At 71.4% G+C, this 23,496-nt stretch carries 23 protein-coding genes and 1 riboswitch; of the genes, 11 read left to right on the top strand and 12 right to left on the bottom strand.

Annotated features, from left to right (window positions below; genetic code table 11):
* Positions 1–5: 5 nt before the first annotated feature.
* From JMF97_RS27400 to JMF97_RS27385, 4 genes are all read left to right on the top strand, one after another.
* Complete coding sequence (locus JMF97_RS27400) at positions 6–2,195, top strand: bifunctional glycosyltransferase/CDP-glycerol:glycerophosphate glycerophosphotransferase (protein ID WP_203224148.1); 2,190 nt, start codon at positions 6–8, stop codon at positions 2,193–2,195.
* A 147-nt stretch (positions 2,196–2,342) separates the two neighbouring features.
* Complete coding sequence (locus tag JMF97_RS27395; protein ID WP_203224147.1) at positions 2,343–3,644, top strand: ABC transporter ATP-binding protein; 1,302 nt, start codon at positions 2,343–2,345, stop codon at positions 3,642–3,644.
* Between the two features lie 70 nt (positions 3,645–3,714).
* Complete coding sequence (locus JMF97_RS27390; protein WP_203224146.1) at positions 3,715–4,467, top strand: HAD family hydrolase; 753 nt, start codon at positions 3,715–3,717, stop codon at positions 4,465–4,467.
* Positions 4,464–6,854 (top strand): glycoside hydrolase family 65 protein, encoded by a 2,391-nt coding sequence (locus JMF97_RS27385; RefSeq protein ID WP_203224145.1) that lies wholly within the window; start codon positions 4,464–4,466, stop codon positions 6,852–6,854. Before JMF97_RS27390 ends, JMF97_RS27385 begins: the two co-directional genes overlap by 4 nt.
* A gap of 63 nt (positions 6,855–6,917) precedes the next feature.
* Here JMF97_RS27385 and JMF97_RS31570 read toward each other — a convergent pair whose 3' ends face one another.
* On the bottom strand, positions 6,918–7,097 hold the full coding sequence (locus JMF97_RS31570) for a hypothetical protein (protein WP_013731139.1): 180 nt from the start codon (positions 7,095–7,097) through the stop codon (positions 6,918–6,920).
* Positions 7,098–7,332: 235 nt separating this feature from the next.
* On the opposite strand from JMF97_RS31570, the gene JMF97_RS27380 reads away from it, so the two are divergent.
* Entirely contained in the window at positions 7,333–8,001 is a 669-nt protein-coding gene (locus JMF97_RS27380) for a dienelactone hydrolase family protein (protein WP_203224169.1), read from the top strand.
* A gap of 247 nt (positions 8,002–8,248) precedes the next feature.
* Here the strand turns inward: JMF97_RS27380 and JMF97_RS27375 are convergent, their stop codons facing one another.
* The 4 genes from JMF97_RS27375 to JMF97_RS27360 form a co-directional block, all read right to left on the bottom strand.
* Entirely contained in the window at positions 8,249–9,430 is a 1,182-nt protein-coding gene (locus JMF97_RS27375) for an AI-2E family transporter (protein ID WP_203224144.1), read from the bottom strand.
* Positions 9,431–9,658: 228 nt separating this feature from the next.
* Positions 9,659–10,459, bottom strand: coding sequence for a hypothetical protein (locus JMF97_RS27370; RefSeq protein ID WP_238360245.1), 801 nt, complete (start codon positions 10,457–10,459; stop codon positions 9,659–9,661).
* Between the two features lie 299 nt (positions 10,460–10,758).
* Positions 10,759–11,310 carry a hypothetical protein gene (locus JMF97_RS27365; protein ID WP_203224142.1) on the bottom strand — a complete coding sequence of 184 codons (552 nt, stop codon included), beginning with the start codon at positions 11,308–11,310 and terminating at the stop codon, positions 10,759–10,761.
* Between the two features lie 102 nt (positions 11,311–11,412).
* The gene (locus JMF97_RS27360) at positions 11,413–11,745 is read right to left on the bottom strand and encodes a helix-turn-helix transcriptional regulator (protein ID WP_013731144.1); all 333 of its coding nucleotides are present in this window, start codon (positions 11,743–11,745) and stop codon (positions 11,413–11,415) included.
* A 300-nt stretch (positions 11,746–12,045) separates the two neighbouring features.
* Here JMF97_RS27360 and JMF97_RS27355 point away from each other — a divergent pair, with 300 nt between their 5' ends.
* A complete protein-coding gene (locus tag JMF97_RS27355; protein ID WP_238360278.1) occupies positions 12,046–12,648 on the top strand; it encodes a carbonic anhydrase in 603 nt (200 codons plus the stop codon).
* A gap of 94 nt (positions 12,649–12,742) precedes the next feature.
* Here JMF97_RS27355 and JMF97_RS27350 read toward each other — a convergent pair whose 3' ends face one another.
* The 4 genes from JMF97_RS27350 to JMF97_RS27335 form a co-directional block, all read right to left on the bottom strand.
* Complete coding sequence (locus JMF97_RS27350) at positions 12,743–13,756, bottom strand: coiled-coil domain-containing protein (RefSeq protein WP_203224140.1); 1,014 nt, start codon at positions 13,754–13,756, stop codon at positions 12,743–12,745.
* Between the two features lie 4 nt (positions 13,757–13,760).
* Positions 13,761–13,891: riboswitch (cyclic di-AMP (ydaO/yuaA leader) on the bottom strand.
* A 166-nt stretch (positions 13,892–14,057) separates the two neighbouring features.
* Positions 14,058–15,419, bottom strand: a complete 1,362-nt coding sequence (locus JMF97_RS27345) for a YibE/F family protein (RefSeq protein ID WP_203224139.1) — start codon at positions 15,417–15,419, stop codon at positions 14,058–14,060.
* A 23-nt stretch (positions 15,420–15,442) separates the two neighbouring features.
* Positions 15,443–15,646, bottom strand: coding sequence for a hypothetical protein (locus JMF97_RS27340; protein WP_203224138.1), 204 nt, complete (start codon positions 15,644–15,646; stop codon positions 15,443–15,445).
* A 104-nt stretch (positions 15,647–15,750) separates the two neighbouring features.
* On the bottom strand, positions 15,751–16,047 hold the full coding sequence (locus JMF97_RS27335; RefSeq protein ID WP_203224137.1) for a metal-sensitive transcriptional regulator: 297 nt from the start codon (positions 16,045–16,047) through the stop codon (positions 15,751–15,753).
* Positions 16,048–16,167: 120 nt separating this feature from the next.
* On the opposite strand from JMF97_RS27335, the gene JMF97_RS27330 reads away from it, so the two are divergent.
* The 4 genes from JMF97_RS27330 to JMF97_RS27315 all read left to right on the top strand — a co-directional run bounded on the left by JMF97_RS27330 (position 16,168) and on the right by JMF97_RS27315 (position 19,872).
* On the top strand, positions 16,168–16,377 hold the full coding sequence (locus tag JMF97_RS27330; protein ID WP_203224136.1) for a heavy-metal-associated domain-containing protein: 210 nt from the start codon (positions 16,168–16,170) through the stop codon (positions 16,375–16,377).
* Positions 16,378–16,409: 32 nt separating this feature from the next.
* Positions 16,410–17,369, top strand: coding sequence for a DUF8832 domain-containing protein (locus JMF97_RS27325; protein ID WP_203224135.1), 960 nt, complete (start codon positions 16,410–16,412; stop codon positions 17,367–17,369).
* A gap of 11 nt (positions 17,370–17,380) precedes the next feature.
* Positions 17,381–19,627 (top strand): heavy metal translocating P-type ATPase, encoded by a 2,247-nt coding sequence (locus JMF97_RS27320; RefSeq protein WP_203224134.1) that lies wholly within the window; start codon positions 17,381–17,383, stop codon positions 19,625–19,627.
* A 71-nt stretch (positions 19,628–19,698) separates the two neighbouring features.
* The gene (locus JMF97_RS27315) at positions 19,699–19,872 is read left to right on the top strand and encodes a CsbD family protein (RefSeq protein WP_013731152.1); all 174 of its coding nucleotides are present in this window, start codon (positions 19,699–19,701) and stop codon (positions 19,870–19,872) included.
* Here JMF97_RS27315 and JMF97_RS27310 read toward each other — a convergent pair.
* Together JMF97_RS27310 and JMF97_RS27305 are read right to left on the bottom strand one after the other, a co-directional pair.
* Positions 19,850–20,896 carry an anti-sigma factor RsbA family regulatory protein gene (locus tag JMF97_RS27310; protein ID WP_203224133.1) on the bottom strand — a complete coding sequence of 349 codons (1,047 nt, stop codon included), beginning with the start codon at positions 20,894–20,896 and terminating at the stop codon, positions 19,850–19,852. The genes JMF97_RS27315 and JMF97_RS27310 overlap by 23 nt on opposite strands.
* Positions 20,893–21,717, bottom strand: coding sequence for an MEDS domain-containing protein (locus JMF97_RS27305; RefSeq protein ID WP_203224132.1), 825 nt, complete (start codon positions 21,715–21,717; stop codon positions 20,893–20,895). Before JMF97_RS27305 ends, JMF97_RS27310 begins: the two co-directional genes overlap by 4 nt.
* A 104-nt stretch (positions 21,718–21,821) precedes the next feature.
* On the opposite strand from JMF97_RS27305, the gene JMF97_RS27300 reads away from it, so the two are divergent.
* Positions 21,822–22,400 (top strand): sigma-70 family RNA polymerase sigma factor, encoded by a 579-nt coding sequence (locus JMF97_RS27300; RefSeq protein WP_203224131.1) that lies wholly within the window; start codon positions 21,822–21,824, stop codon positions 22,398–22,400.
* A gap of 267 nt (positions 22,401–22,667) precedes the next feature.
* On the opposite strand, the gene JMF97_RS27295 is transcribed toward JMF97_RS27300, so the two are convergent.
* The gene (locus tag JMF97_RS27295; RefSeq protein ID WP_203224130.1) at positions 22,668–23,486 is read right to left on the bottom strand and encodes a zf-HC2 domain-containing protein; all 819 of its coding nucleotides are present in this window, start codon (positions 23,484–23,486) and stop codon (positions 22,668–22,670) included.
* Between the last annotated feature and the right edge of the window lie 10 nt (positions 23,487–23,496).

Here is a 23,496-nt window from a genome sequence, read left to right as displayed (position 1 = left end):
GGACGATGACGCTTATCAGCTTCGTCGTCCCGGCCTACCGCGTCCAGGGCTACCTGCGGGAATGCTTGGACTCGATCCTCGCCCAGCCGGTCACCGACATCGAGGTGATCGGCGTCGACGACTGCTCGCCCGACGCCAGCGGCGACATCCTCGACGAGTACGCGGCTCGCGACGACCGGGTACGCGCCGTCCGGCTGGACCGCAACCTCGGGCTCGGCCCGGCCCGCAACGCCGGGCTGGACCGGGCCGTCGGCGAGTACGTCTGGTTCGTCGACGGCGACGACTGGCTGGTGCCCGACTGCCTGGTCGAGGTGGCCGAGCGGCTGCACACCACCCGGCCCGACGTGCTGCTGGTCGACCACGTTCGCGCGCACTGGGACGACATGGTCACCGGCAGCGCGATGGCCGAGGTGTTCCCGGAGCCGACCGGGCCGGTCACCTTCCGGCTGCGGGAACGACCGGAGACCCTGGAACTGCTGCACACCGCCTGGAACCGGCTGGTCCGGCGGCAGTTCCTGGCCGAGGTCGGGCTGCGCTTCGCCCCCGGCTGGTACGAGGACGTCTCGTTCAGCTATCCGGTGCTGCTGGCCGCCGACCGGATCGGCGTGCTCGACACGGTCTGTGTGAACTACCGGCAGCGGCGGGCGGGGGCGATCACGAAGACCCAGGGCGAGCGGCATTTCGAGGTCTTCGAGCAGTGGCACCGGGTGTTCCGGGAGGCCGACCGGTTCGACGCCGGGCAACTGCGGGCGGCGCTGTTCGAACGGATGATGTGGCACTACCTGACGGTGCTCGGCAACGAGGACCGCATCCCGGCGGAACTGCGGCCGACCTTCTTCGCCCGGGTGACGATCGACCACGCCCGCTTCCGGCCGCCGGGCGGCCACCGGATTCCCGCCGGGGTGGAAGGGCTCAAGCACCGGCTGGTGGCGGCCGGGCAGTGGCGGACGTACTCGGCGTTGCGCGCCACCAGCCGGACCGGGGAGAAGGCCCGCCGGACCGCCGGGCGGGTCAGACGCCGGGTGGTGCCGCCGGCCAAGGCCACCGTACGGGCCGCTCGGGACGTCGCGCTGTACGGCTACCACCGCGCCGAACTGCGTCGCCCGTTGGACGAGAACCTCGCCGTCTATGCGGCCTACTGGTACCGCGGCTACGCGTGCAACCCGGCGGCGATCTACGAGGCGGCCCGGCAGTCGGCACCGGAGATCCGAGGTGTGTGGATCGTCCGGCGGGACCGGGTGCACACGTTGCCCGAGGGCATCGAGTACGTGGTGGCCGGGACCCCCGCGTACCACCGGGTGCTGGCCCGGGCGAAGTGGCTGATCAACAACGTCAACTTCCCGGACTCGGTGCGTAAACGGCCGGGTTCGGTGCACGTACAGACGCACCACGGCACGCCGGTCAAGGTGATGGGCCTGGACCAGCAGCGTTACCCGTTGGGCGCGGTCGGGATGGACTTCGCCGGCCTGCTGCGCCGGGTGGACCGCTGGGACTACAGCATCACCGCGAACAGCTTCTCCACCCAGATGTGGGAGCGGGCCTATCCGGCCGCGTACACCACATTGGAGGTGGGTTATCCGCGCAACGACCGGTTGGTCACCGCGACCACCGAGGAGGTGCTGCGGCTGCGCGCGGCACTCGGCGCGGGCCTGGGCGAGCAGGTCGTGCTGTACGCCCCGACGCACCGGGAGCACCTGCCCGGCTATCGGCCGCCGTTCGACCCGGAACGGGTGCTCGACGCGATCGGCCCGTCCGGGCTGCTGCTGATGCGCAGCCACTACTTCCACGACCGCAATCGTCGAGCGTGGCCGCCGGCGGGCCGGGACCGCATCATCGACGTCAGCGCCCACCCCCAGGTCGAGGAGCTTTATCTGGCGGCCGACGTGCTGGTCACCGACTATTCCTCGGCGATGTTCGACTACGCGGTGCTGGACCGGCCGATCGTCATCTACGCGCCGGACTGGGACGCGTACCGGCTGACCCGTGGGGTCTACTTCGACCTGCTCGCCGAGCCGCCCGGCCCGGTGGCACGCACCTTCCCGGAGTTGCTGGACGTGTTGCGCGCAGGGCTGTCGGACTCCGTCGCGGCCGACCACACCCGGGCGCGGTTCCGGGAGCGTTTCTGTGCGTTGGAGGACGGGCAGGCCGCACAGCGGGTGGTTCGTCGGGTTTTTCTCGGTGACATCTCCGGCTGAGTCCGGAGGATTCAGCCGATAGTCGCCACTCGATGGAACGTAATACGTCTGTCACGACCGGAACATGACACGTTTACCCGATGTGCGACCGCCATGATCCTGGTCACAGTCATTGCCGGGTTCGGCAGACGAGGTGGGGGGGAGACGGTGAGCACCGTCGCGCTCAAGGATGTCACGAAGGTCTTCCGAGACGGCACGGTCGCGGTGGACAGCATCAATCTCGACGTCAACGACGGCGAGTTCATGGTGCTGCTCGGGCCGTCCGGCTGTGGCAAATCGACGGTGCTGCGCATGGTCGCCGGGTTGGAGGAGCCGACCTCGGGGGCGGTGATGCTCGACGGGGAGGTGGCCAACGACCTGCCGCCCCGGGAGCGCGGGATCGCGATGGTCTTCCAGGACTTCGCGCTCTACCCGCACATGAGCGTCGGTGACAACATCGCCTTCCCGCTCAAGCTGGCCGGCGTCGAACCGGCCCCGCGTGGCGAGCGGGTCACCGACGTGGCAAGCGCCCTCGGCATCGGTGACGTGCTGGCACGACGCCCGAGCCAACTCTCCGGCGGGCAGCGGCAGCGGGTCGCGATGGGCCGGGCCATCGTGCGCCGTCCGAAGCTGTTCCTGATGGACGAACCACTGTCCAACCTCGACAGCGGGCTGCGAGCGGAGTTGCGGGCCGAGATCTCCGGCCTGACCCGCGAGCTGGGGGTCACCACCATCTATGTGACGCACGACCAGGCCGAGGCGCTGACCATGGCCGACCGGGTCGCCATCATGCGCAAGGGCGTCCTCCAGGACGTGGGCACACCGACCCAGGTGTACGGCCGCCCGGCCACCCTCTACGTCGCCGCCTTCTTGGGCAGCCCGCGGATGAACCTGCTGGAGGCGTCGGTCTACGTCCACCTCGACCGGTACGTCACCCTCACCCTCGGCGAGCAGGCGCTCTACCTGCCGTGGGACGACATCCGCAGCCGTGCGGTGGCGCACTACCACGGTGAGCGGATCGTGGTCGGGATGCGGGCCGAGGCGCTCACCCCGGTCGCCCCGGACGCACCGGGCGACGTCCTGCAGGGCCGGATCCGCTACCTGGAACACCACGGGCACGAGTCGTTGGCCTTCCTCGACATCGGCGCCACCGCGATCGTGGTGGACGAGGTCGGCGCGGCACCGGACAGCGACACCCCGCTCGGCCAGCGCGGCCTGCGCCGCTTCGGTCAGGTGATGCAGCGGTTCACCGGCCGGGCCGCGGTGCCGCAGGCGAACCCGAACAGCGGCAGCCAGGCCAGCGTGCTGGCCGACCCCGGCCGTCATCACCGCCGTCCGGCCGAACTGGCGGTCCGGCTCGCGCCGTACCCCGCCGTCTCCGCCGGTCACCCGCTGGCCATCAAGGTACGCATGGATGCCCTGCACTTCTTCGACGAACGCGGCGACCGCATCGACGTCGGCTGGCGCTGACGCCCCGGTCCGGCGCGCCGGGTTGGGCGAAGTGCGTTTGCCGGACGGCGACCGTGGATAGATTGGTGCGGTGCTCGGCCTGCCGGATCACGTGACCGCGTGTCTCTTCGACCTGGACGGTGTGCTCACGCAGACCGCCCGGGTGCACAACGCCGCGTGGACCGAGACGTTCGACGACTTCCTCCGCCGACACGCGGATGCCGGCGGTACGGCGTACCAGCCCTTCGATCCGGGCGCGGACTACCACCGCTACGTGGACGGACGACCCCGGCTCGACGGCGTCCGCACCTTTCTCGCCTCGCGGAACATCACTCTGCCCGAGGGGACGGCCGAGGACCCGCCGGGAACGCAGACCGTGCACGGGATCGGCAACCAGAAGAACGCCCTGGTGTTGGAGCGGATCCGCAGTATCGGTGTGGACGTCTACCCCGGTTCGGTGGCGTACCTGAAGGCGGTGGCCGCGGCCGGGCTGCGTCGCGCGGTCGTCACGGCCAGCGCCAACGGCCGGGAGGTCATCGCCGCCGCCGGGCTCGAACCGCTGCTGGAGGAACGGGTGGACGGACTCACCGCACGCGCCGAGGGGTTGCGCGGCAAGCCGCATCCGGACACCTTCCTCGCCGGGGCGAAGCTGCTCGGCGTCCAGCCGGAGCAGGCGGCCGTCTTCGAGGACGCGCTCGCCGGAGTCGAGGCCGGGCGGGCCGGCGGCTTCGGGTACGTCATCGGGGTCGACCGGGCCGGGCAGGCCGACGCGCTGCGCGCCCACGGCGCCGACGTGGTCGTCACCGACCTGGCCGAACTGCTCGAAGCCGGACGGCCCGAGTGATCCGGGAGCGGGCCTACCCGGTCGAGCCGTGGCACGTCCGGGAGACCCAGCTCGACGTGGACGTGCTCGCCCAGTCCGAGTCGGTCTTCGCGCTCTCCAACGGGCACGTCGGGCTGCGCGGCAACCTTGACGAGGGAGAGCCGCACGGACTGCCCGGCACGTACCTCAACTCGTTCTACGAGCTGCGTCCCCTGCCGTACGCGGAGGCGGGTTTCGGTTTTCCCGAGTCCGGTCAGACCATCGTCAACGTGACCAACGGCAAGCTGATCCGGCTGCTGGTCGACGACGAGCCGCTGGACGTGCGCTACGGCGAGCTGCTCGCCCACGAACGGGTCCTCGACCTGCGGGCCGGCACCTTGCACCGGACCCTGCACTGGCGTTCGCCGGCCGGCCGGGAGGTGCGGGTGCACAGCACCCGACTGGTCTCCTTCCGGCAGCGGTCAGTGGCCGCCATGCGCTACGAGGTGGAGGTCGCCGACGACAAGCCGCTGCGGCTGATCGTCCAATCGGAACTGGTGGCCAACGAGGCCCTGCCGCCGCAGAGCCGAGACCCCCGGGTCGCCGCCGTGCTGGAGTCGCCCCTGCAGGCCGAGGAGGAACTGACCACCTCCGACGGCGGGCTGCTGCTGCACCGCACCAAGGTCTCCGGGCTACGGGTCGCCGCGGCGATGGGGCACGAGGTCGACTCACCGTCGCGCACCACCATCGAGTCCGAGGGGTACGAGGACTGGGTGCGGACCACCGTCGGCTGCGTACTGGAGCCGGGCCAGCGGCTGCGCGTGGTGAAGTACCTGACCTACGGCTGGTCCAGCCGGCGCTCGCTGCCCGCCCTGCGCGACCAGGTGGGTGCCGCCCTGGCCGCCGCGAAACTCGACGGCTGGGACGGGCTGGTCCGCGAGCAGCGGGAGTACCTGGACGAGTTCTGGGACGCCTCCGACGTGGAGATCGACGGCGATCCGGAGGTCCAGCAGGCCGTCCGGTTCGGGCTGTTCCACGTGCTCCAGGCCGGTGCCCGCGCGGAACGCCGGCCCATCGCCGCCAAGGGTCTCACCGGCCCGGGGTACGACGGACACGCGTTCTGGGACACCGAGATGTTCGTGCTGCCGGTGCTGACGTACACCCATCCGGCGGCGGTACGCGACGCGCTGTACTGGCGATTCTCGACCCTGGAACAGGCGCACGAGCGGGCCCGCACACTCAACCTGGCCGGGGCCGCCTTTCCCTGGCGGACCATCGAAGGTCCCGAGTCGTCGGGCTACTGGCCGGCCGGCACGGCTGCCTTCCACGTCGCGTCCGGCATCGCCGACGCGCTGCGGCGCTACGTGCTGATCAGCGGCGACCAGCAGCTGGAACGCGAGATCGGGTTGACCCTGCTGGTGGAGACCGCCCGGTTGTGGCGCTCCCTCGGGCACCACGACCGCAACGGCCAGTTCCACATCGACGGGGTGACCGGCCCCGACGAGTACACGGCGGTCAAGAACGACAACATCTACACCAACCTGATGGCGCAGCGGAATCTGCGCGCCGCCGCAGAGGTGGCGATGCGCTACCGCGACGAGGCCTTCCACCTCGGGGTCACCGACGAGGAGGCCGCCGCGTGGCGGGACGCCGCCGCGGCCATGCACATCCCGTACGACGACGAGATCGACGTGCACCAGCAGGTCGAGGGCTTCACCCGGTTGCAGGAATGGGACTTCGCGCACACCCCGCAGGACAAGTACCCGTTGCTGCTGCACTACCCGTACTTCGACCTGTACCGCAAGCAGGTGGTCAAGCAGGCCGACCTGGTGCTGGCCATGCACTGGCGGGGTGACGCGTTCACCGACGAGGAGAAGCTGCGCAACTTCCTCTACTACGAGCGGCGTACGGTGCGGGATTCGTCGCTGTCGGCCTGCACCCAGTCAGTGCTGGCGGCCGAGGTCGGCTACCTGGAGCTGGCGCACAGTTATCTGCGCGAGGCAGCGCTGATGGACCTGCACGACCTGAACGAGAACACCCGCGACGGCGTGCACATGGCATCGCTGGCCGGCGCGTGGATCGCGTTGGTCGCCGGCTTCGGTGGGCTACGGGATCACGACGGCGTACCCTCGTTCGCCCCGCGCCTGCCCAGCCGGATCGGTCGGTTGGCGTTCTCGCTCCAGTGCCGGGGAATCCGGCTGCGAGTGACCGTACGACCGCACGAGACGACGTACGTCCTGCACCACCACACCGACCCGGACGCCACCATGGAGGTACGCCACCACGGCGAATCGGTGCAGGTCACCGCTGCGGAGCCGGTGACCCTACCGATTCCCCCACCGCCGGAGAACCTGCCCCCGGTGGAGCAGCCCCCCGGCCGCGCCCCGCTGCTCCGCCTGCCCGAGCACCTGCCTGAGCGCGTGCCCTGAGCCCCTGCCCCGAGCCCTTGCCCGGAGCGTGTGCTCTGAGCAGAGGGCCGTGGGTGCGGCCGGTCAGATCGGTTCGCCCTGTGAAGGGCGTCCGGTGGGGTCGTGGGGTGTTCGGGCCCGAGGATCGTCGGCCGACCGTGCCTGGGCAGCCTCGTCCGCCCAGTCCCGACCACGCGGGGCGTCCTGCTTCTGCCGCTCACGTTCGGCGGCCTGGTCGACGGGCTCACGGTGATGATGCGGCATGACGGTCCTCGCGATCTGGTCGCCGGTACCCGATGGCACCGGTCCGTCTGCGGTCCCGCGACGGCTACCCGACCCGATCCCCGGCAAACGCTCGCGAGCGTCGGCGTGGTGACCGCCGGGCGGGGTATGCCTGTCGTACGCGACATCGGCGCCTGCGGGGTGGGCCGGTCCCGGCGACGCCTGCGGGGATCGGCTCGGCGGTGGGGGCGGCTGGCCCGTGATCGGGAGGATGACGATGGACGTTCGGGGCAATGCGGTGACGATCCCCGCCGGTGGGGCTGATCTGCCGGCGGACCTGCTGATTCCGGCCCAGCCGGTGGGAGCGGTGCTGTTCGCGCACGGTAGCGGCAGTTCGCGGCACAGTCCGCGCAACCTCGCCGTGGCCAGGTCGCTGAGTGCGGGCGGGCTCGGCACCGTACTGGTCGACCTGCTCACCCCGGCGGAGGCCGAGGCGGACGCCGTCACCGCCGAACTACGCTTCGACATCGACCTGCTGTCCCGCCGCCTGGCCACGATCGTGGACTGGCTGGTCTCGGAGCAGCCCTTCGACACGGCCCGGATCGGCATCTTCGGCGCCAGTACGGGTGCCGCCGCCGCCCTCGTCGCGGCAGCCCGACGGCCCGAGCAGGTGTACGCCGTGGTGTCCCGAGGCGGTCGCCCCGACCTGGCCGGCACCGCCCTCGGCCAGGTGCGCGCCCCCACCCTGCTGCTCGTCGGCGGCCTCGACGAGCCGGTGATCTCGCTCAACCGGCACGCCCTGGACCAACTGACGGCCCCGGCCGACCTGCGGGTGATCCCCGGTGCGACACACCTCTTCGAGGAGCCCGGCACCCTGGAACAGGTAGCCGAGGCTGCGGCCGACTGGTTCCACGATCACCTGCACCCCCAGCTCACCCGGGCCTGACACCATCGCGCCCTCCCCCGTGCCCGTCGTCGACAGGCACCAGGTCCCACCTTGGCCCCTTTGCTCTGCTTCAACCCACGCACAGTTCCCGACCAGGATCCGTTGCGTGGGTTGAAGCAGAGCAAAGGGGTTGAGGCGGGGTAGATGGTCGGTCAGCGACGGGCGGGGTTACCAGGCCGGCGTCGTCGAGGGCGGACAGCGTGTAGCCCCACTTGACGCTTGCGCGGCGGGCCGGAGTGCCTGTACCTCAGCCGGGTGCGGGATTTGCGGTGGCCGGGGGTTCCTCGGGTGCCGCAGGTGCCGGTCGGGGTGCTGCGGCAGCCTGGCGTTGGCGCAGCACGCTGTCGATGACCCGCCAGGCGACGGCGGCGATCGGCACCGCGACAAAGGCACCGGCGATGCCGGCGATGAGGGTGCCGGCGGTGACCGCCAACAGGATCACTACCGGATGCAGCCGTACCTGTCGCTTCATCACCAGTGGTTCCAGCAGGTTCCCCTCGATCTGCTGCACGGCGATCACCGCAGCCAGGGTGAGTAGCGCCGTGGTGGGACCGTTGGCGGCCAGCGCCACCAGCACCGCGACCGCGCCGGCCACGGTCGCCCCGATGATCGGCACGAACCCGCCGATGAACGTGATCAAGGCCAGTGGGAAGGCCAACGGCACGCCGAGAAGCACCAGTGCCAGGCCGATGCCGATCGCGTCGATGGCCGCGATCAGCATGGTGCCTCGGGTGTACGACCCGAGCGTGCGCCAACCGACCCGCCCCGCCTCGGCGGCGACCTCCCGGTTCGGCCCGGTCATCCGGCGCAACGTCCAGTGCCACATCGCCCGGCCGTCCTTGAGCAGGAAGAACAGCAGCACCAGGGCGAGCAGGGCGGAGCCGAACACCTCGGTCACGGTGCGGGCGCTGGCGACCGGGTCGACCTCCTGCTCGGTGGCCGCCTTGCGTAGCTGGTCGATCAGACCGTCGAGCTGTTGGTCGGTCACGGGCAGAGTGGAGGTGATGAAATCCCGGGTGCGCCCGAGGCCCTGCTGTAGTTCGTCACCCAGTTCGCTGAACTGGTTGGCGGTCAGGTTCCACACCAGCACCCCGAGGCCACCCAGGATGCCGAGCAGCAGCAGGACGGTGAGCAGCGCGGCCAGCGAGGCAGGCAGCCGCAGCCGGCGGAGCGCGAGTTGTACCGGGTCGAGCAGCGCGGCAAGGAAGAAGGTGGCGGCCAGCGCGATGGCCAGCGGTGTGACCAGCAGCGTGATCCGCGCCAACAGGTAGAGCCCAGCGGCGATCACCACCAGGCAGGCGCTCCACACCACAGCGGTGCGCACCAGCCAGGGCAGGGCCGTCCACGTCTGCCGTGGCCCGGCTTCTGCCGCTGCCGCCCGGTGCGCCGCCTCATCGGGCTCGCGCCCGGCACCCCCCGCTGCGACCACGTCGCCCTCCTCGCGTCGGCGAGGTCCTACCCACCCACCCTCCCCCCGACACCCCCATCCCATCCCGCCCTCCGGCCTTGGTTTCGGCTCGCGGCACCGGTCCCTCGCGTTGATCAAGAGGTTTTGGTCGGAAATCGGGCTGAGGCAGACCAAAACGTCTTGATCAACGCGGGCTGGGGGTGGGTGGGGAGGGGGTTGGGTGTGTGGGAGGGGTGGGGAGGGGGTGGGTTAGTAGGCGGGGGCTGGGGGGCGGGCTATGGGGGTGGGGGGGATTTCGCGGGTCTGTTCGGGGTTGGCGTGTTCGGTGGTGGGTGGGGTGGGGTCGGTGAGGAGAGGGAGGAGGGAGTCTTGTTGGTCGGCGGCCAGGAGGGCGGTGGTGGTTTCGGCTCGCAGGTTGCGGGCGGCTGCGGCGGCGACCTCGGCGGCGTGCCAGGCTTCCTGCTCCCGCTCCCGGGCGACCCGCTGTCGGGCGAACAGGTGGTCACGTATCGCCCGGCGCAGCACCAACTCCTGCTGGACCGGGTGCAGGCGGGGATCCCAGCCGCGGTGCGCGAAGACATCGCTGAGCTGCTCCACCGACAGTTCCCGCCGCCAGTACGCGTCCAGCACCGCCCGGTGCAGCCAGCGCTCCCGGTCGGCGTACTCGGCGGGGGTGCGTGGGGTGTGCGGCAGCGGCATGCTCGCGGCTTCGGCCAACCGGCGTACGTCCGCCTCCGCAGTCTGGTACGCCTCCCACGCCTGCTCGGCCTCGTCCTGTGCGGCGAGCCATTCGTCGCGTCGGCGGCGAGCCGTTGCCTCGGCGCGGTCGGCGGCCACCATGACCTCTTCCGCCCAGCGATCTTCTTCCCGCTGCTCCGGCGGGGTCGGCAGGGCGGCTTCCCGGATCCGGGCACCCGCGTCGAACCGGAGTCGCCGGGGACGCAGCAGCAGGCCGGAGACGGCGAGTACGACGATGCCCAACAGGCTCAGCCAGATCACGGCGGCCCGGGACACGTCGGGCAGGACGGCGGAGAGAGCGATCTGCATCATCAGCACCTCGTAGCGGATGGGGTTCGTCGACTGTGCTGGAAAGGGAGGAACAGGGCTGGGCGGCGTCTCGCCGCGGCAGACTCCGACTGCGGCCCGGTGGCCGTGGCCTGCAACCCGTGCCGTGGTCCGCGACCGCGACTCGTGGCCGTCGGCTGCAACCTGTGACCGTGACTCGTGGTCGGGCGGGTCCTCACCGGCGGGTGGCGTGTGGGTGCCGATGCCGGTCAGGTGGTGCGAGCCCGACCCGACTCGGCCAGGTGAGGTTGCAAAGCCAGCCAGTGGTCGTGAGCCTGCCGAGGTCAGGCGGTCGGAGGGCCGCGCCGGGTCGGTTCACCGGGGCCGGCGGCGAGGCGTACGGCGGCAGGCCGGGCGCTGGCGCGGACGGCTCCGGCATCGGTGTGCTCGGAGTGCGGCACCACGGCTGCGGCATGCACAACGCTCACGGGCGAGACGAGCGCCGACTCGTCCCGGGAGAACAGCGCTGACGTGTTCCAGGACGAGAACAGCGCTGACGCGTTCCAGGACGAGGTGAGCGCTGACGCGTTCCAGGACGAGGTGAGCGTCGACTCGTCGTTGCGGGGCCGGGTGCGCGTTGACGCCAGGGTGAGTGTCGACTCGTTGTTGCCGGGCCAGAGGGCTCGGGCGGTCGCGGGGGCGTCCCCGGGGCGGTTGGGCAGTGCGGCGGCGGGCGGGGCGGCCGGGAGGTCTGCGGTGCCGTCGGGTAGGCCGGTGGCTGTGATGCCGCCGAGGCCGACGGCCAGGATGAGTGCCGTCAGCGCCAGGCGGGTCAGATCCGCCAGCGGGCAGCGCGTCACCGACCACAGTGGACGGGTGAACGCGAGACTCGGCACGCGGTCAAACCTATCGCCCTTGCGGGACAACCGCAGCGGCCCGTTCGTTCAGGGGTGGCGAAGGCCACCACGCGCGGGACGGATGTGCGGCAGGGATCCGGGCTACGACGTGGTGCCGGCCACTGGCTCCTCGGTGAATAGCGCCAGCAGGTCGCCGACCTGGCGATCGGCCTCGGCGGGGTGCCGGAATCGACCGGACGGGTTGAGGGTGTACTCGTTGCGTCGCCCGACGCGGGTGCGCTGGAGGTAACCCTCGGCCTCCAGGTCGGCGACGATGGCCTGAGCGGCCCGTTCGGTCACGCCCACCTCGTCGGCGACGTCGCGGAGCCGGGCGGTGGGGTTGCGTGCGATGGCGAGCAGTACGTGCCCGTGGTTGGTGAGAAAAGTCCAGTTACGGGCGTTCTCCCGCTCGCCTGTCGTTGCCATGTCGCCCATCGTATGGGCCTTTCAGCTTTTTCGGGCTATGCCGTCGGGCCCTGCACCCGCTCGGCCCGGAGCGCAAGCGTCCGGGGATACCTGAAATCCATATCACGCATTCCTTGACGCGGCTTGCGCTGCGTGTGACCGTTGGACCAGCCCGTGACCAGTGTCGGCCCGGGATGACCAGGCATCGCATGAGTAGCGAGGGGGCGCCGGATGAGTCGACCCGGACCGATCGGAACAGAGCTGCGGCCGGAGCGGGAACTGCTCACCGCGGATCTTCCGGGCGCGCCACAGCTGGCGCTTGCCGAACTGATGGCCGGTAATCGGCGGTTCGTCACCGATACGGCGTGGCATCCCAATCAGAACGCCGGACGTCGCGCTGCCGTCGCCGGCGAGCAGCATCCGTTCGCGGTGATCGTGGGCTGCTCCGACTCCCGGCTGGCCGCCGAGATCATCTTCGATCGCGGGCTGGGTGACCTCTTCGTGGTCCGTACCGCCGGGCACACCGTCGGCCCGGAGGTGCTGGGCAGCGTCGAGTACGCGGTGTCGGTGCTGCGTACGCCGCTGGTGGTGGTGCTCGGGCACGACTCCTGCGGTGCCGTGCAGGCGGCCCGGGCGGCGCTGGCCACCGGCACTGCCCCCACGGGTCACCTGGGTGCGGTGGTGGACGCCGTGGTGCCCAGCCTGCGCCAGGCGCAGGCCGCCGGGGTGAACGACCTGAACGAGATCGTCGACATTCACATCGCGCAGACCGTGACGGCGATGCTGGGATCGTCGGCGACGCTGGCCGCCGAGGTCTCCGCCGGGCGTTGCGCGGTGGTCGGCATGTCGTACCGGCTGGCCGCCGGCGAGGTCCGGGCGGTGGCTGCGGAACCGGCGGAGCTGGTCGCCGAGGTCGCGGCGCCCGTCGCCTGACGGCGAGCGCCGGGCCGCCGAGGGCGTCAGCAGACGAGCTGAGGGCCGCCCCACCGGACGGCGGGACGGCCCTCGAAGCGATGCTGGACGTGCGCTAGTACATCGAGACGTGCACGTGGTCTGTGTGGTTCGACGGGCCGCTGTAGGAACTCCAACCGGTCGCCGGGAACCAGATCTGCCGGTTCCAGATCACGTAGTAGACACCCAACCGGTCGGCGTTACGGACCAGGAACGCGGCCAGGTTGTTGCCGTAGATCCGGGTGTCGTCGTTGTACCAGGGGCGGAAACCGCTGTTCTGCAACGACCAGTCACATGCTCGGCCCTTGGGGTGTTCCCACTTGTCACCCGGTCGGTAGCAGCCGACGAACCGGTTGAAACCGGCGCGCTTGACCTCCTTGTACATGTGCAGGGTGCGTGCCGTGATGCAGCCGGACGTGGTCGGGTCGTTCTGGTTGCACGACTCGGACTTCCAGCCGCCGTCGGCTGCCCGGTTGGGGCCGGGTCGGGCGACCGGAGAGGTGGCGGCCACCAGGCCGCCGGTGAGACCGACGCCACCGACCAGGCGGAGCGACTTCTCCGCGTCGCTCTTCTTGCGGGCCATGTCGTTGGTCAGCTTCTGCTGCTCGCGTACCTCGGCGTCGAGCGCCAGCTTGGCCGTCTCGGCGCGGCGCTTGACCGCGTTGACCTCACCCAGCTTCTTGCTGTTGACCAGGTTCAACTCGTCGAGCGCGGCGGCGCGGTGGATGAACGAGTCGGGGGCGTTGCTCTGCAACAGCATGGCGATCGCGCCCACCCGGCCGGTCCGGTACGACTGGGTGGCGATCTCGGCGACCTGTGGGGCGAGGGCGTCCAGGTCGGCCTCGGCGCGGCGGACCTCGACGGCGAGCTTGAGCTGCTTCTTCTTGGACTTTTCCAGCTTGGACTTGGCCTTGGTGTAGTCCCGGTTCGTCGCCTCGATCAGCTCGTTGAGCATCGGCGGGTCGTCGTCATGGCCGGCCGGTTTGGGGGGCTTCGGCGCAGCCGTCGCCGGCAGCGGGCCGGCGAAGACGGCGAACGCGGCGAACACGGCCACCACGGGCGTCAACCAGCGGCGTAGGGGTGCCGTCACTGTCTTCCCTTCCATCGACCGCCGACCGGGTTAGCTGACGGGTTCGGGACGGAAGTGGCCCCTACCGCTGGTGCGGATTCACCCCACGTACCTGGGTTCCCGGCTCGCCTGGTGGCGATTGGGCGGTGGCACCGCAGGCGCCGGTGCGCGCCTTCGGCGGTGACCGGCAGTGAGGTTACCCGACGGTCGGTCTGGTCCTCTACGCGCCGAACCCGGCAAGATGTGTCATTTCGTAATCGCACTGGGTGACGAGTGACACGCTTGTCGATCCTTTCGGTCGGCGTGCTCACGTTGAGGAGTGTCACCATGGGGTGTCGGTGCTCCTGTCCGGTTCGGGCCACTCCGAACGGGTGGCGGGGGGCGTGTGACGGGGACGCGGTGTGCTGAGGGCCTGGAGCGTCTCGGCCCGGTCCGTCGCCGGTCGCGGCTGGGCGACGGCCACGTCGTCGGGTGCTCCGGGCGCGGCGTTCGCGCCGGTGCGGCGCCGTCCGGCGGTGGTCACCACCGTGGCCAGGGCGGTGGTCAGCGGTACGGCGGCGATCAGCCCGAGCGTGGCCACCACGCTGCGGACGATCTCCTGGGCGAGGAACTCGCTGGTCACGATCTGACCCAGCGCGCGGGAGTCGGCGGTGAGCAGGAGCAGCAGCGGCAGCGACGCGCCGGCGTACGCCAGGACGATGGTGTTCACCACCGAGGCGATGTGCGCGCGGCCCACCCGTGTCGCCGAGCGGTACAACTCGCGGCGGGACAGGTTCGGGTTGGCGTGCGCCAACTCGGTGACCGCCGCGGCCTGGGTGACCGTGACGTCGTCCAGGACGCCCAGTGACCCGATGATGATGCCGGCCAGCAGCAGGCCGTGCAGGTCGACGTCGCCCCGGAACATCGACAGGGTGGTGGCGTCCTCGCTGCCGAAGCCGGTCAGGTGGGTCGCGTTGGTGGCGGCTAGGCCGAGCAACCCGGTGAGTACGAGCGCGCCGAGGGTGCCGAGTACGGCGACCGAGGTCTGCGCGGACACCCCGTGCGTCAGGTACAGCACCACGAACATGATCAACGCGGCGCCGACGATGGCGACGATCAGCGGCGGCTGGCCGGCGCTGATGCCCGGCAGCACGAAGGTGAGCAGGATGGCGAAGCTGGCCGCGAGGCCGGCCAGGGCGGCCAGCCCACGCAGGCGTCCGAAGGCGACGATGGCGGCGGCGAAGAGCACCCCCAGCCAGATCAGTGGCATACCGCGCTGGTGCTCGGCGATGTTGTAGGTGCTGATCGCCGGGTCCTCCGGGTCGATCAACGAGACCAGGATGACGTCGTCGTCGACGCTGACCGAGGGTGCGCCCGGCCCGGCCGGGATGGGGGCGTCCACGTGCTGGCCGGCGTCCGGGCCGTCCTGCACCCGTACCGTGACGGTGCCGCACGGGCCACCGGCCGTCGTCGGGGTGCCCTCCGGCACCGCGGGGTTGGGCGGACAGGGTTCGGTCACCACCCGGGTGACCGTGCCGTGGTACCGGGGCAGGTCGTCGCCGGCCTCCGGGCGGGGGGCGTCGCGCGGCCAGAGCACCAGCGCGGCGACCAGCGTGGCGAGGAAGAGGGGGACCACCGTCACGATGAGGATCCGCCGCACCCCGGGTGGGGTGGGCGGAGCGGCACGGCTGTGATCGGCGCCCATTCGATAGTCTCCCAACGATTTCTTCAGCGGAGTACGTGTCGGCGGGCGAGTCGGTTCAGCCCGACCGTACGACTCTCGCGGTGGGCGGCCGAGGCGGCCGGAACGTGGCGGAACCGCTGCGTACGGTGAGTGTCGGGGCGGCCGTCGTCGTCGCCGGGCAGCGGCGGCGGTGCGGGTGCGCGTCCGGCGGCGCGGTGGGCCGGAAGGCGCGGATGTCGGCAGGCCATCGTGTGCGAATGGTAGCCAGCCCAGGAACGGATCGCAGGACGCGTGGGGTCCGTCGGCGGTTCGTGAGCCCGGGCGGTGGTCGACGGGTGGGCCGGAGAGTGGGTCAGCCGCGCTTCATCAGACGGCCGACGGCGGCCATCATCTCGGTGGCCATCTCGTCGGCGCGGCCCTCGGCGGCCCCGGTGTGCATGCAGTGCCGGGCGTGCCCGTCGAGCAGGCCGAGGGCGACCTTGTCGAGTGCGGCCTGGATGGCGGAGATCTGGGTGAGCACGTCGATGCAGTAGCGATCCTCGTCGACCATCTTCTCGACGCCGCGCACCTGGCCCTCGACGCGGCGCAGCCGGGCGAGCAGTTGGTCCTTGCTGGCGGTGTAGCCGCGGATCGGCGTCGGTGTGGTCATGAGCACGAGGATAGCCTACCCCCAGGGGGTATGCTACGGTCGCGTTGGGGATACCCCCCTCGGGTATGTTCGTGGCACCGGCCGCCCCTCGGCCGGGCCAGGCGGAAAAGGAGAAGCCCCATGGTCACCACGACCTACCAGGTGCAGGGCATGACCTGCGGACACTGCGTCAGCGCGGTCAGCGGCCAGGTCGGTGCGCTGCCCGGCGTGACCGACGTGACGGTCGACCTGCCCGCCGGTCGGGTCACCGTCACCAGCGAGCAGCCGCTCGACGAGAACGCGGTACGCGCGGCCGTCGACGAGGCCGGATACGAACTGCTCGGCGCCTGAGGCGACCGGCGGCGGAAAACCGAGGTGCAACGATGAACACAGCGACGAAGCTCACCGGCTTCGCGCTCGGCCTCGCGGCGATGTTCGGCGCGGCGTACGGGGTCGGCCAGGTGACCGGCTCCGCCGCCCCGGTCGTCGCCGACGGCCATGACACGGGCCCGCACGGCACCGCCGCACCCGGGCAGGAGGCGGGCGGGCACGACGCATCGGGAGCCGCCGGGCATCTGCCCGGCGGGCTGCTCGTCTCCGACCGGGGCTACACCCTGGTCCCGGTCGCCGCCGCCGAGGGAGAGTTCGCCTTCCGGGTCACCGGCCCCGACGGCAAGCCGGTGACCCGGTACGAGGTGACGCACGACAAGCCGATGCACCTGATCGTCGCCCGGCGTGACCTCTCCGGCTTTCAGCACGTACACCCGGAGATGGCCGCCGACGGCACCTGGCGGGTCGCCTCACCGGTGAGTTCGCCCGGGGTGTGGCGGGCCTTCGCCGACTTCACCCCGACCGGCGGCGAGCCGCTGACCCTCGGGGTCGACGTGACCGTGCCCGGCGAGTTGACCGAGCAGCCTCTGCCCGCCCCGGCCAGCAGCAGCACGGTCCACGGCTACACCGTCGACTTCCACGGGACACCCCAGCCGGGCGGCAACACCACCCTGACCTTCACCGTCAGCCGCGACGGGGTGCCGGTCCGCGATCTCGAACCGTACCTGGGGGCGTACGGCCACCTGGTCGCACTACGCCAGGGGGACCTGGCCTACCTGCACGTGCACCCCGAGGGCAGGCCGGGCGACGGGTCGACGGCACCCGGGCCACAGGTGCGCTTCGGCGCCGAGTTCCCCTCGGCCGGGGCGTACCGGCTCTATCTCGACTTCCGCCACGACGGGGTGGTACGCACCGCCGAGTTCACCGTGCACGTCGGTGACCCGGGCGCCATCCCCAGCCCGGAGGGCGTCATCGCCGACGAGCACGGCACCCCCGGACACGAGCACAACTGACGGGACCAGCGATGAACACCAGCAGACCGCTGCCCACCGCGACCGGCCGGATCGAACTGTCGATCAGCGGGATGACCTGTGCGTCCTGCGCCGCGCGCATCGAGAAGAAGTTGAACCGGCTGGACGGCGTGCAGGCCAGTGTCAACTACGCCACCGAGAAGGCGACCATCTCCTACGACGCGCCGGTCACCCCGGACGACCTGATCGCCACGGTGGAGCAGACCGGCTACCGGGCCAGCCTGCCCGCGCCGGCCACCGCACCGGCGACCACCGACGAGCCGGTGGACGAGTTGCGCAGCCTGCGGACCCGACTGTGGGTATCCGTGGCGCTGACCGTGCCGGTGATCGCGTTGGCCATGGTGCCGGCCTGGCAGTTCACCTACTGGCAGTGGCTGTCGCTGGTGCTGGCCGCCCCGGTCGTGGTCTACGGCGGGCTGCCGTTCCACCGGGCCGCCCTGGTGAACCTGCGGCACGGGGCCGCGACCATGGACACCCTGGTCTCGGTGGGCACCCTGGCCGCCTTCGGCTGGTCGGTGTGGGCGCTGTTCCTCGGCACCGCCGGCACGCCCGGCATGACCCACCCGTTCAGCTTCGACATCGGCCGCACCGACGGCGCCGGCAACATCTACCTGGAGGCGGCGGCCGGGGTGACCGCGTTCATCCTCGCCGGCCGGTACTTCGAGGCCCGGTCCAAGCGCACCGCCGGGGCGGCCCTACGTGCCCTGCTCGAACTCGGTGCCAAGGACGTCTCCGTGCTCCGCAACGGCGTGGAGACCCGCATCCCGGTCGAGCAACTCGCGGTGGGGGACCGGTTCGTGGTGCGGCCCGGCGAGAAGATCGCCACCGACGGGACGGTGGACGAGGGCTCCTCGGCGGTCGACGCCAGCCTGGTCACCGGTGAGTCGGTGCCGGTCGAGGTCGGGGTGGGTGACGCGGTGGTCGGCGGGTGCGTCAACGCTGGCGGCCGGCTGGTGGTCACCGCCACCCGGGTCGGTGCCGACACCCAACTGGCCCAGATGGCCCGACTGGTCGAGCAGGCGCAGTCCGGTAAGGCCGCCGCCCAGCGGCTCGCCGACCGCATCTCCGGGATCTTCGTACCGATCGTGCTGCTGCTGGCGGCCGGCACGCTGGGCTGGTGGCTGGGCTCCGGCGCCGGGCCGACCGCCGCGTTCACCGCCGCGGTGGCGGTGCTGATCATCGCCTGCCCGTGCGCCCTCGGCCTGGCCACGCCGACCGCGCTGCTGGTCGGTACGGGGCGCGGCGCGCAACTCGGCGTGCTGATCAAGGGGCCGGAGATGCTGGAGTCCACCAGGCGGGTGGACACCGTGGTGCTGGACAAGACCGGCACCGTCACCACCGGCCGGATGACCCTGCTGGAGGTGATCCCGGGCGCGGGCGAGCGGCGCGACGAGACCCTCCGGATGGCCGCTGCGTTGGAGGCCGGCTCGGAGCACCCGGTGGCCCGGGCGGTGGTGGCCGGTGCCGCCGAGGTCGGCGAGTTGCCGCCGGTCACCGGCTTCGCGAACGTCGCCGGGCTGGGCGTCAGCGGCACCGTCGACGGTCGTGACGTGCTGCTCGGCCGGCCTCGGCTGTTGCGTGAGCGCGGACTGGTCGTACCGGACGATCTGGCGCGGGCGGCGACCGACGCGCAGGCGGCGGGCCGTACGGCGGTGCTTGTCGGTTGGGCGGGCCGGGCCCGTGCCGTGCTCGCGGTGGCCGACCAGGTCAAACCGACCAGCCGGGAGGCGGTACGTCGACTGCGGGATCTCGGCCTGACCCCGGTGCTGCTCACCGGCGACAACGCCACCGTCGCCGCGGCGGTGGCCGCCGAGGTGGGCATCGACGAGGTGATCGCGGAGGTACTGCCGGCGGAGAAGGTCGACGTGGTCTCCCGGCTCCAGGCCGAGGGCCGGGTGGTGGCGATGGTCGGTGACGGCGTCAACGACGCGGCAGCGCTCGCCCAGGCCGACCTCGGACTGGCCATGGGCACCGGCACGGACGCGGCGATCGAGGCGTCCGACCTGACCCTGGTCCGGGACGACCTGCTGGCCGCCGTGGACGCCATCCGGCTCGCCCGTCGCACCCTGGGCACCATCAAGGGCAACCTGTTCTGGGCCTTCGCGTACAACGTGGCGGCGCTGCCGCTGGCCGCCGCCGGCCTGCTCAACCCGATGATCGCCGGAGCGGCGATGGCCTTCTCGTCGGTCTTCGTGGTGGCCAACAGTCTGCGGCTACGACGGTTTCGTCCGGTTACCTGACTCGGTGATTCGCCGGGGCTCGGCTGGGTACTTGATGGACGTAGCTACCGAAACGAGCCACGGAGGCTGACATGGGTGTCGAGGACAAGTTCAACAACAGCGCCGAGAACACCACCGGCAAGGTCAAGGAGGGTGTCGGCCGGGCCACCGACAACGAGCAGTTGGAGGCCGAGGGCCGCGCCGATCAGACCCGCGCCAACATCAAGCAGGCCGGCGAGAAGATCAAGGACGCGTTCCGGAGCTGAGCTGCGGATCCCCCGAACCGCCGGGCCGGCGCTCGCCGCCCGGCGGTTCGCTCTGTGCAACGGCGGTCAGGCCAGGTGGCTGACCAGCGGTGAGCCGGAGGGTGAAGCCGTCGGCGTCACGGTGGTAGGTGACGTGGTTGCACGACTGGTAGGTGATCCACAGGCCCAACCCACCCGGCCTGCCGTCGGCGGGGGGCAGCAGACCCGCGTAGGGGTCGTCCGGCCCCTTGCCGGTGTCGCTGACGGTGGCCACGATGCGGTCCGGTGCCGTCCACAGGCGCAGCCGGACGGGAGGAGAGCCGTGCCGAAGCCCGTTGGTCACGGTTTCGCTGACCGCGATGACGAAGTCGTCGAAATCCTCCGCCGACAGCTGCCCCGGACCGGCCTGGTGCACCGCCGAGCGGGCCTGCGCGGCGGTCGGGTCGGTCAGTTCGAGCAACGGCGGGTACGCCTGGATCGGGTCGGGCGGCGCCGGCCGGTTCTGCCGCAGGAAGGACTCCGGGGCGAGGTAGTCCGGGCTGGGCAGATGCCGCTGCCCGGCGGTGGCGATGTGCGGGTGGGTGGCGGCGACATCGGCCAGCACGTCGGCCGGCGTGATCCGGGTGTCGTACGCACACATGCTCCACAACGGCCAGTCGTCGTACGCGCGGTTGATCGCCGCTTCGTACCGGGCCCACCAGTCCCAGGTCGACCCGAGTGAGGGCGGCGGCACCTCGCCGATGATCCGGATCTGATCCGCGCCGCCGGCCGTCAGGTCGGCGAGGAGTTTGCGGTACATCCGGATGGCCGAGGTCGGTCGGGCGTACACCCCGGCACCGGTGAGGAACTCCACCCCGCTGTCGGCCGGCAACGCCGAGCGGACCAGGCCGCCGGTGCGCTCGCCGAGCGCCACGAAGGTCGGTTCGCCGGCCGTGACCCCGTCGAGCAGGAACGGCACCGCGACCGCGAGCAGCTCCTCGTCGGAGGCGTAGTACAGGGCCTCGTGGAAGTAACCGGGTTCGGCGGCGGCGGGACCCGTCCTCACCGGGTCACCTCCACACTCAGGCCGGGCAGATCCAGCAGGGCGGCGAGCCGGACGGTGCCGGCGGAGCAGCCGCGCAACACCAGCCTCGCCTCCCGTTGCTGGGCGTACTCACTCAGGTGGACCAGCGTACGGTGATCGAGAAAGCGAAGCCCACTTGCATCCAGTATCAACTCATCGTCGACCGGCCGCAGCTCGGAATGTTCCAGCGCGGTGCGGAACAGATCATGGTTGGCCGGGTCGAGTTCCCCGACGAGCACGGCATGACCCGGGTGGGCTGTCGGCGCGTACAACCGGAACAGCAGGTCGGTGACGTTGTGCTCCGGGTGCAGGCAGGCCAGCTCGGCGACCGCCCGATCACCCAACGTCGGCCGGTGGTACCCGCACATGGCCCGGAACGCCTCGCCCCGCATCATCCGGTTGATCTGCTGCTCGTAGCGGGCGAACACCGCCCGCTGAGCGGGCGTACGGACCAGATCCGTGCAGGCCGCGGCCACCCGCAGGCCGCTGTACCCGGCGGCGAGCGCCGCCCGGATGGCCATCTGGTACGCCGACACCTGGCCGGCCGGGTCGATCACCTGCCCGCCGGAGTAGGCCGCGTCGAGGGTGAGCACCTCGGCGGCACCGGAGGACAACGCGTCGGCGAACAGATCCAGATCACGCCACCGGTCCCGGACCGGTCCGGGCGAGCCGGCGACGACGTACCAGACGCGCTCGCCGGCAGCGAGGCCGGAGCGCAGGAAGTCCTCCGCCCGGGTGGTGAAGCCGTCGGGATCGTCGTAGGCCCAGCACAGATGTCCGTACGGTAGGGCCTGCCCACTCACGTCACGCGCCTCATCGTCGCAGTGTACGGCTGCTCCGCCCAATCGACTGCGTCAATGTCGAACGGCCGGGAACCAACCCGCCGCGTCGAGCGACCAATACGGCGATGACAGCCGCGACCGACGAGATAACCGGGTACGCGTTCGCCGCGGGCCGGGGCGACCAAGCCGCCGCCGCGGCGTTCGTCCGCGCCACGCAACACGACGTACACCGGTTTCTGGCGCACCTGCCCGGGGTGCGCGACGTCGACGACCTGGTCCAGGAGACGTACCTGCGGGCCTGGCGCGCCCTGCCGTCGTTCGCCGGCCGGTCCACGGCACGGACCTGGCTGCTCGCCATCGCCCGCCGGGTCGCCGTCGACCAGGTGCGGGCCGCCGCCGCCCGCCCCCGCACCGCCAACCTCGCCGACTGGCAGGCCGCCGCCGAGGCGACCTCGGCCGGGGTACGGGCCGGAGTGGACGACGAGGTGGTGCTCTACCGAATGCTCGACGGCCTCACCTCCGACCGCCGGGAGGCGTTCGTCGCCACCCAACTGCTCGGACTGTCGTACGCCGAAGCCGCGCAGGTGTGCGACGTGCCGGTCGGCACCATCCGGTCGCGGGTGGCGCGGGCCCGGGAAGACCTGGTCGTGGCCATGCGCCCGGCCACCCGCCGGCGCGGCGCCCGCCCCGACGCCGTCGGCTGAGCCGCCGCCTGCCGGCCGCTGCCACACTTCCCGCACCGCACCGCACGGTCCTCAGCCGGGGAGCAGGTATGTGTCGTGGCCCCTTTGCTCTGCTTCAACCCACGCAACAACATCCGCTTGGATCCGTTGCGTGGGTTGAAGCAGAGCAAAGGGCGTCGGGTGAAGTGTCTGGCAGCGGCGCGAGCAGCTTGCGAGCGAAGCGGGCGCACGTTCGGCGACCGATGTGCCGGCGGGTCTCGACCGACTCGGTCCCCGTGGGCGGGCTGGTCAGGCGGCGTGGCGGGAGGCTTGCTGGGGGGCGTGGTGGGCCTGGGTCGGGTAGTGGGCCTGGGCTGAGTAGGGCGGCAGGAGGCGGAGGGTGGCGGGCTCGTCGGTCTCGTCGAGGCGGAGTCGCCAGCGGGACCGCTCCGGGCGCTGCCGGTCGTTCGGGTCGCCTGGTTGCCGCATGCTGCGCGCCAGGAGCACGGTGATCAGATAGCCGACCACCAGGAAGCCGTGGCTGACCAGGCGTTCCACGGCGACCTGGGAGGCGACGAGGTCGTTGATCGACAATAGGACGAGCGTCGCCACGAAGGCGCTGAGCATCGGCAGCAGGCCGGAGGGTCGGGTTCGGCGCAGTGCGACGAAGAGGAAGCCCGCCCCGACGGCCACGTTCCAGGCGGCGGACTCGTGCCACAGGTGTTGACCGTTGGCGTGCACGTGCTGGGCCACCTCGGCCCGGCCGACCTGGGCCAGTCCGAGGACCAGCTGCACCGCGCCGAGCAGGCCGAGTGCGGCCCGCAACGCGGTGACCGTGGTGATCCGTCCGGCGAGTGCGGCGAACCAGCGCTGACGCCGCAGGGCGGCGATCGGCGTACGGGCACGGCGGCGAGGCGGCGGCGCGGCGCTGAGTATGGCCTCGGTCAGATCCGGCAGCGCGGGCACCACCTGGGTACGCGCCCGCCGGGTCACGGTGGCGGCCCGGCTGTACCAGCCCTGGCAGGCCGTGCAGGTCTCCAGGTGTCCGTCGGCCGCACGCTCCTCGTCCGGCGTCGCCTCACCGTCCAACTGTGCCGACAGAATCTCCCGCCACTGCTCGCACCCCATGTACCGATAG

The organism is Micromonospora fiedleri (genome assembly GCF_016774385.1).
Classification (GTDB): Bacteria; Actinomycetota; Actinomycetes; order Mycobacteriales; family Micromonosporaceae; genus Micromonospora; species Micromonospora gifhornensis.
This window is presented reverse-complemented; position numbering and strand designations above follow the sequence as displayed.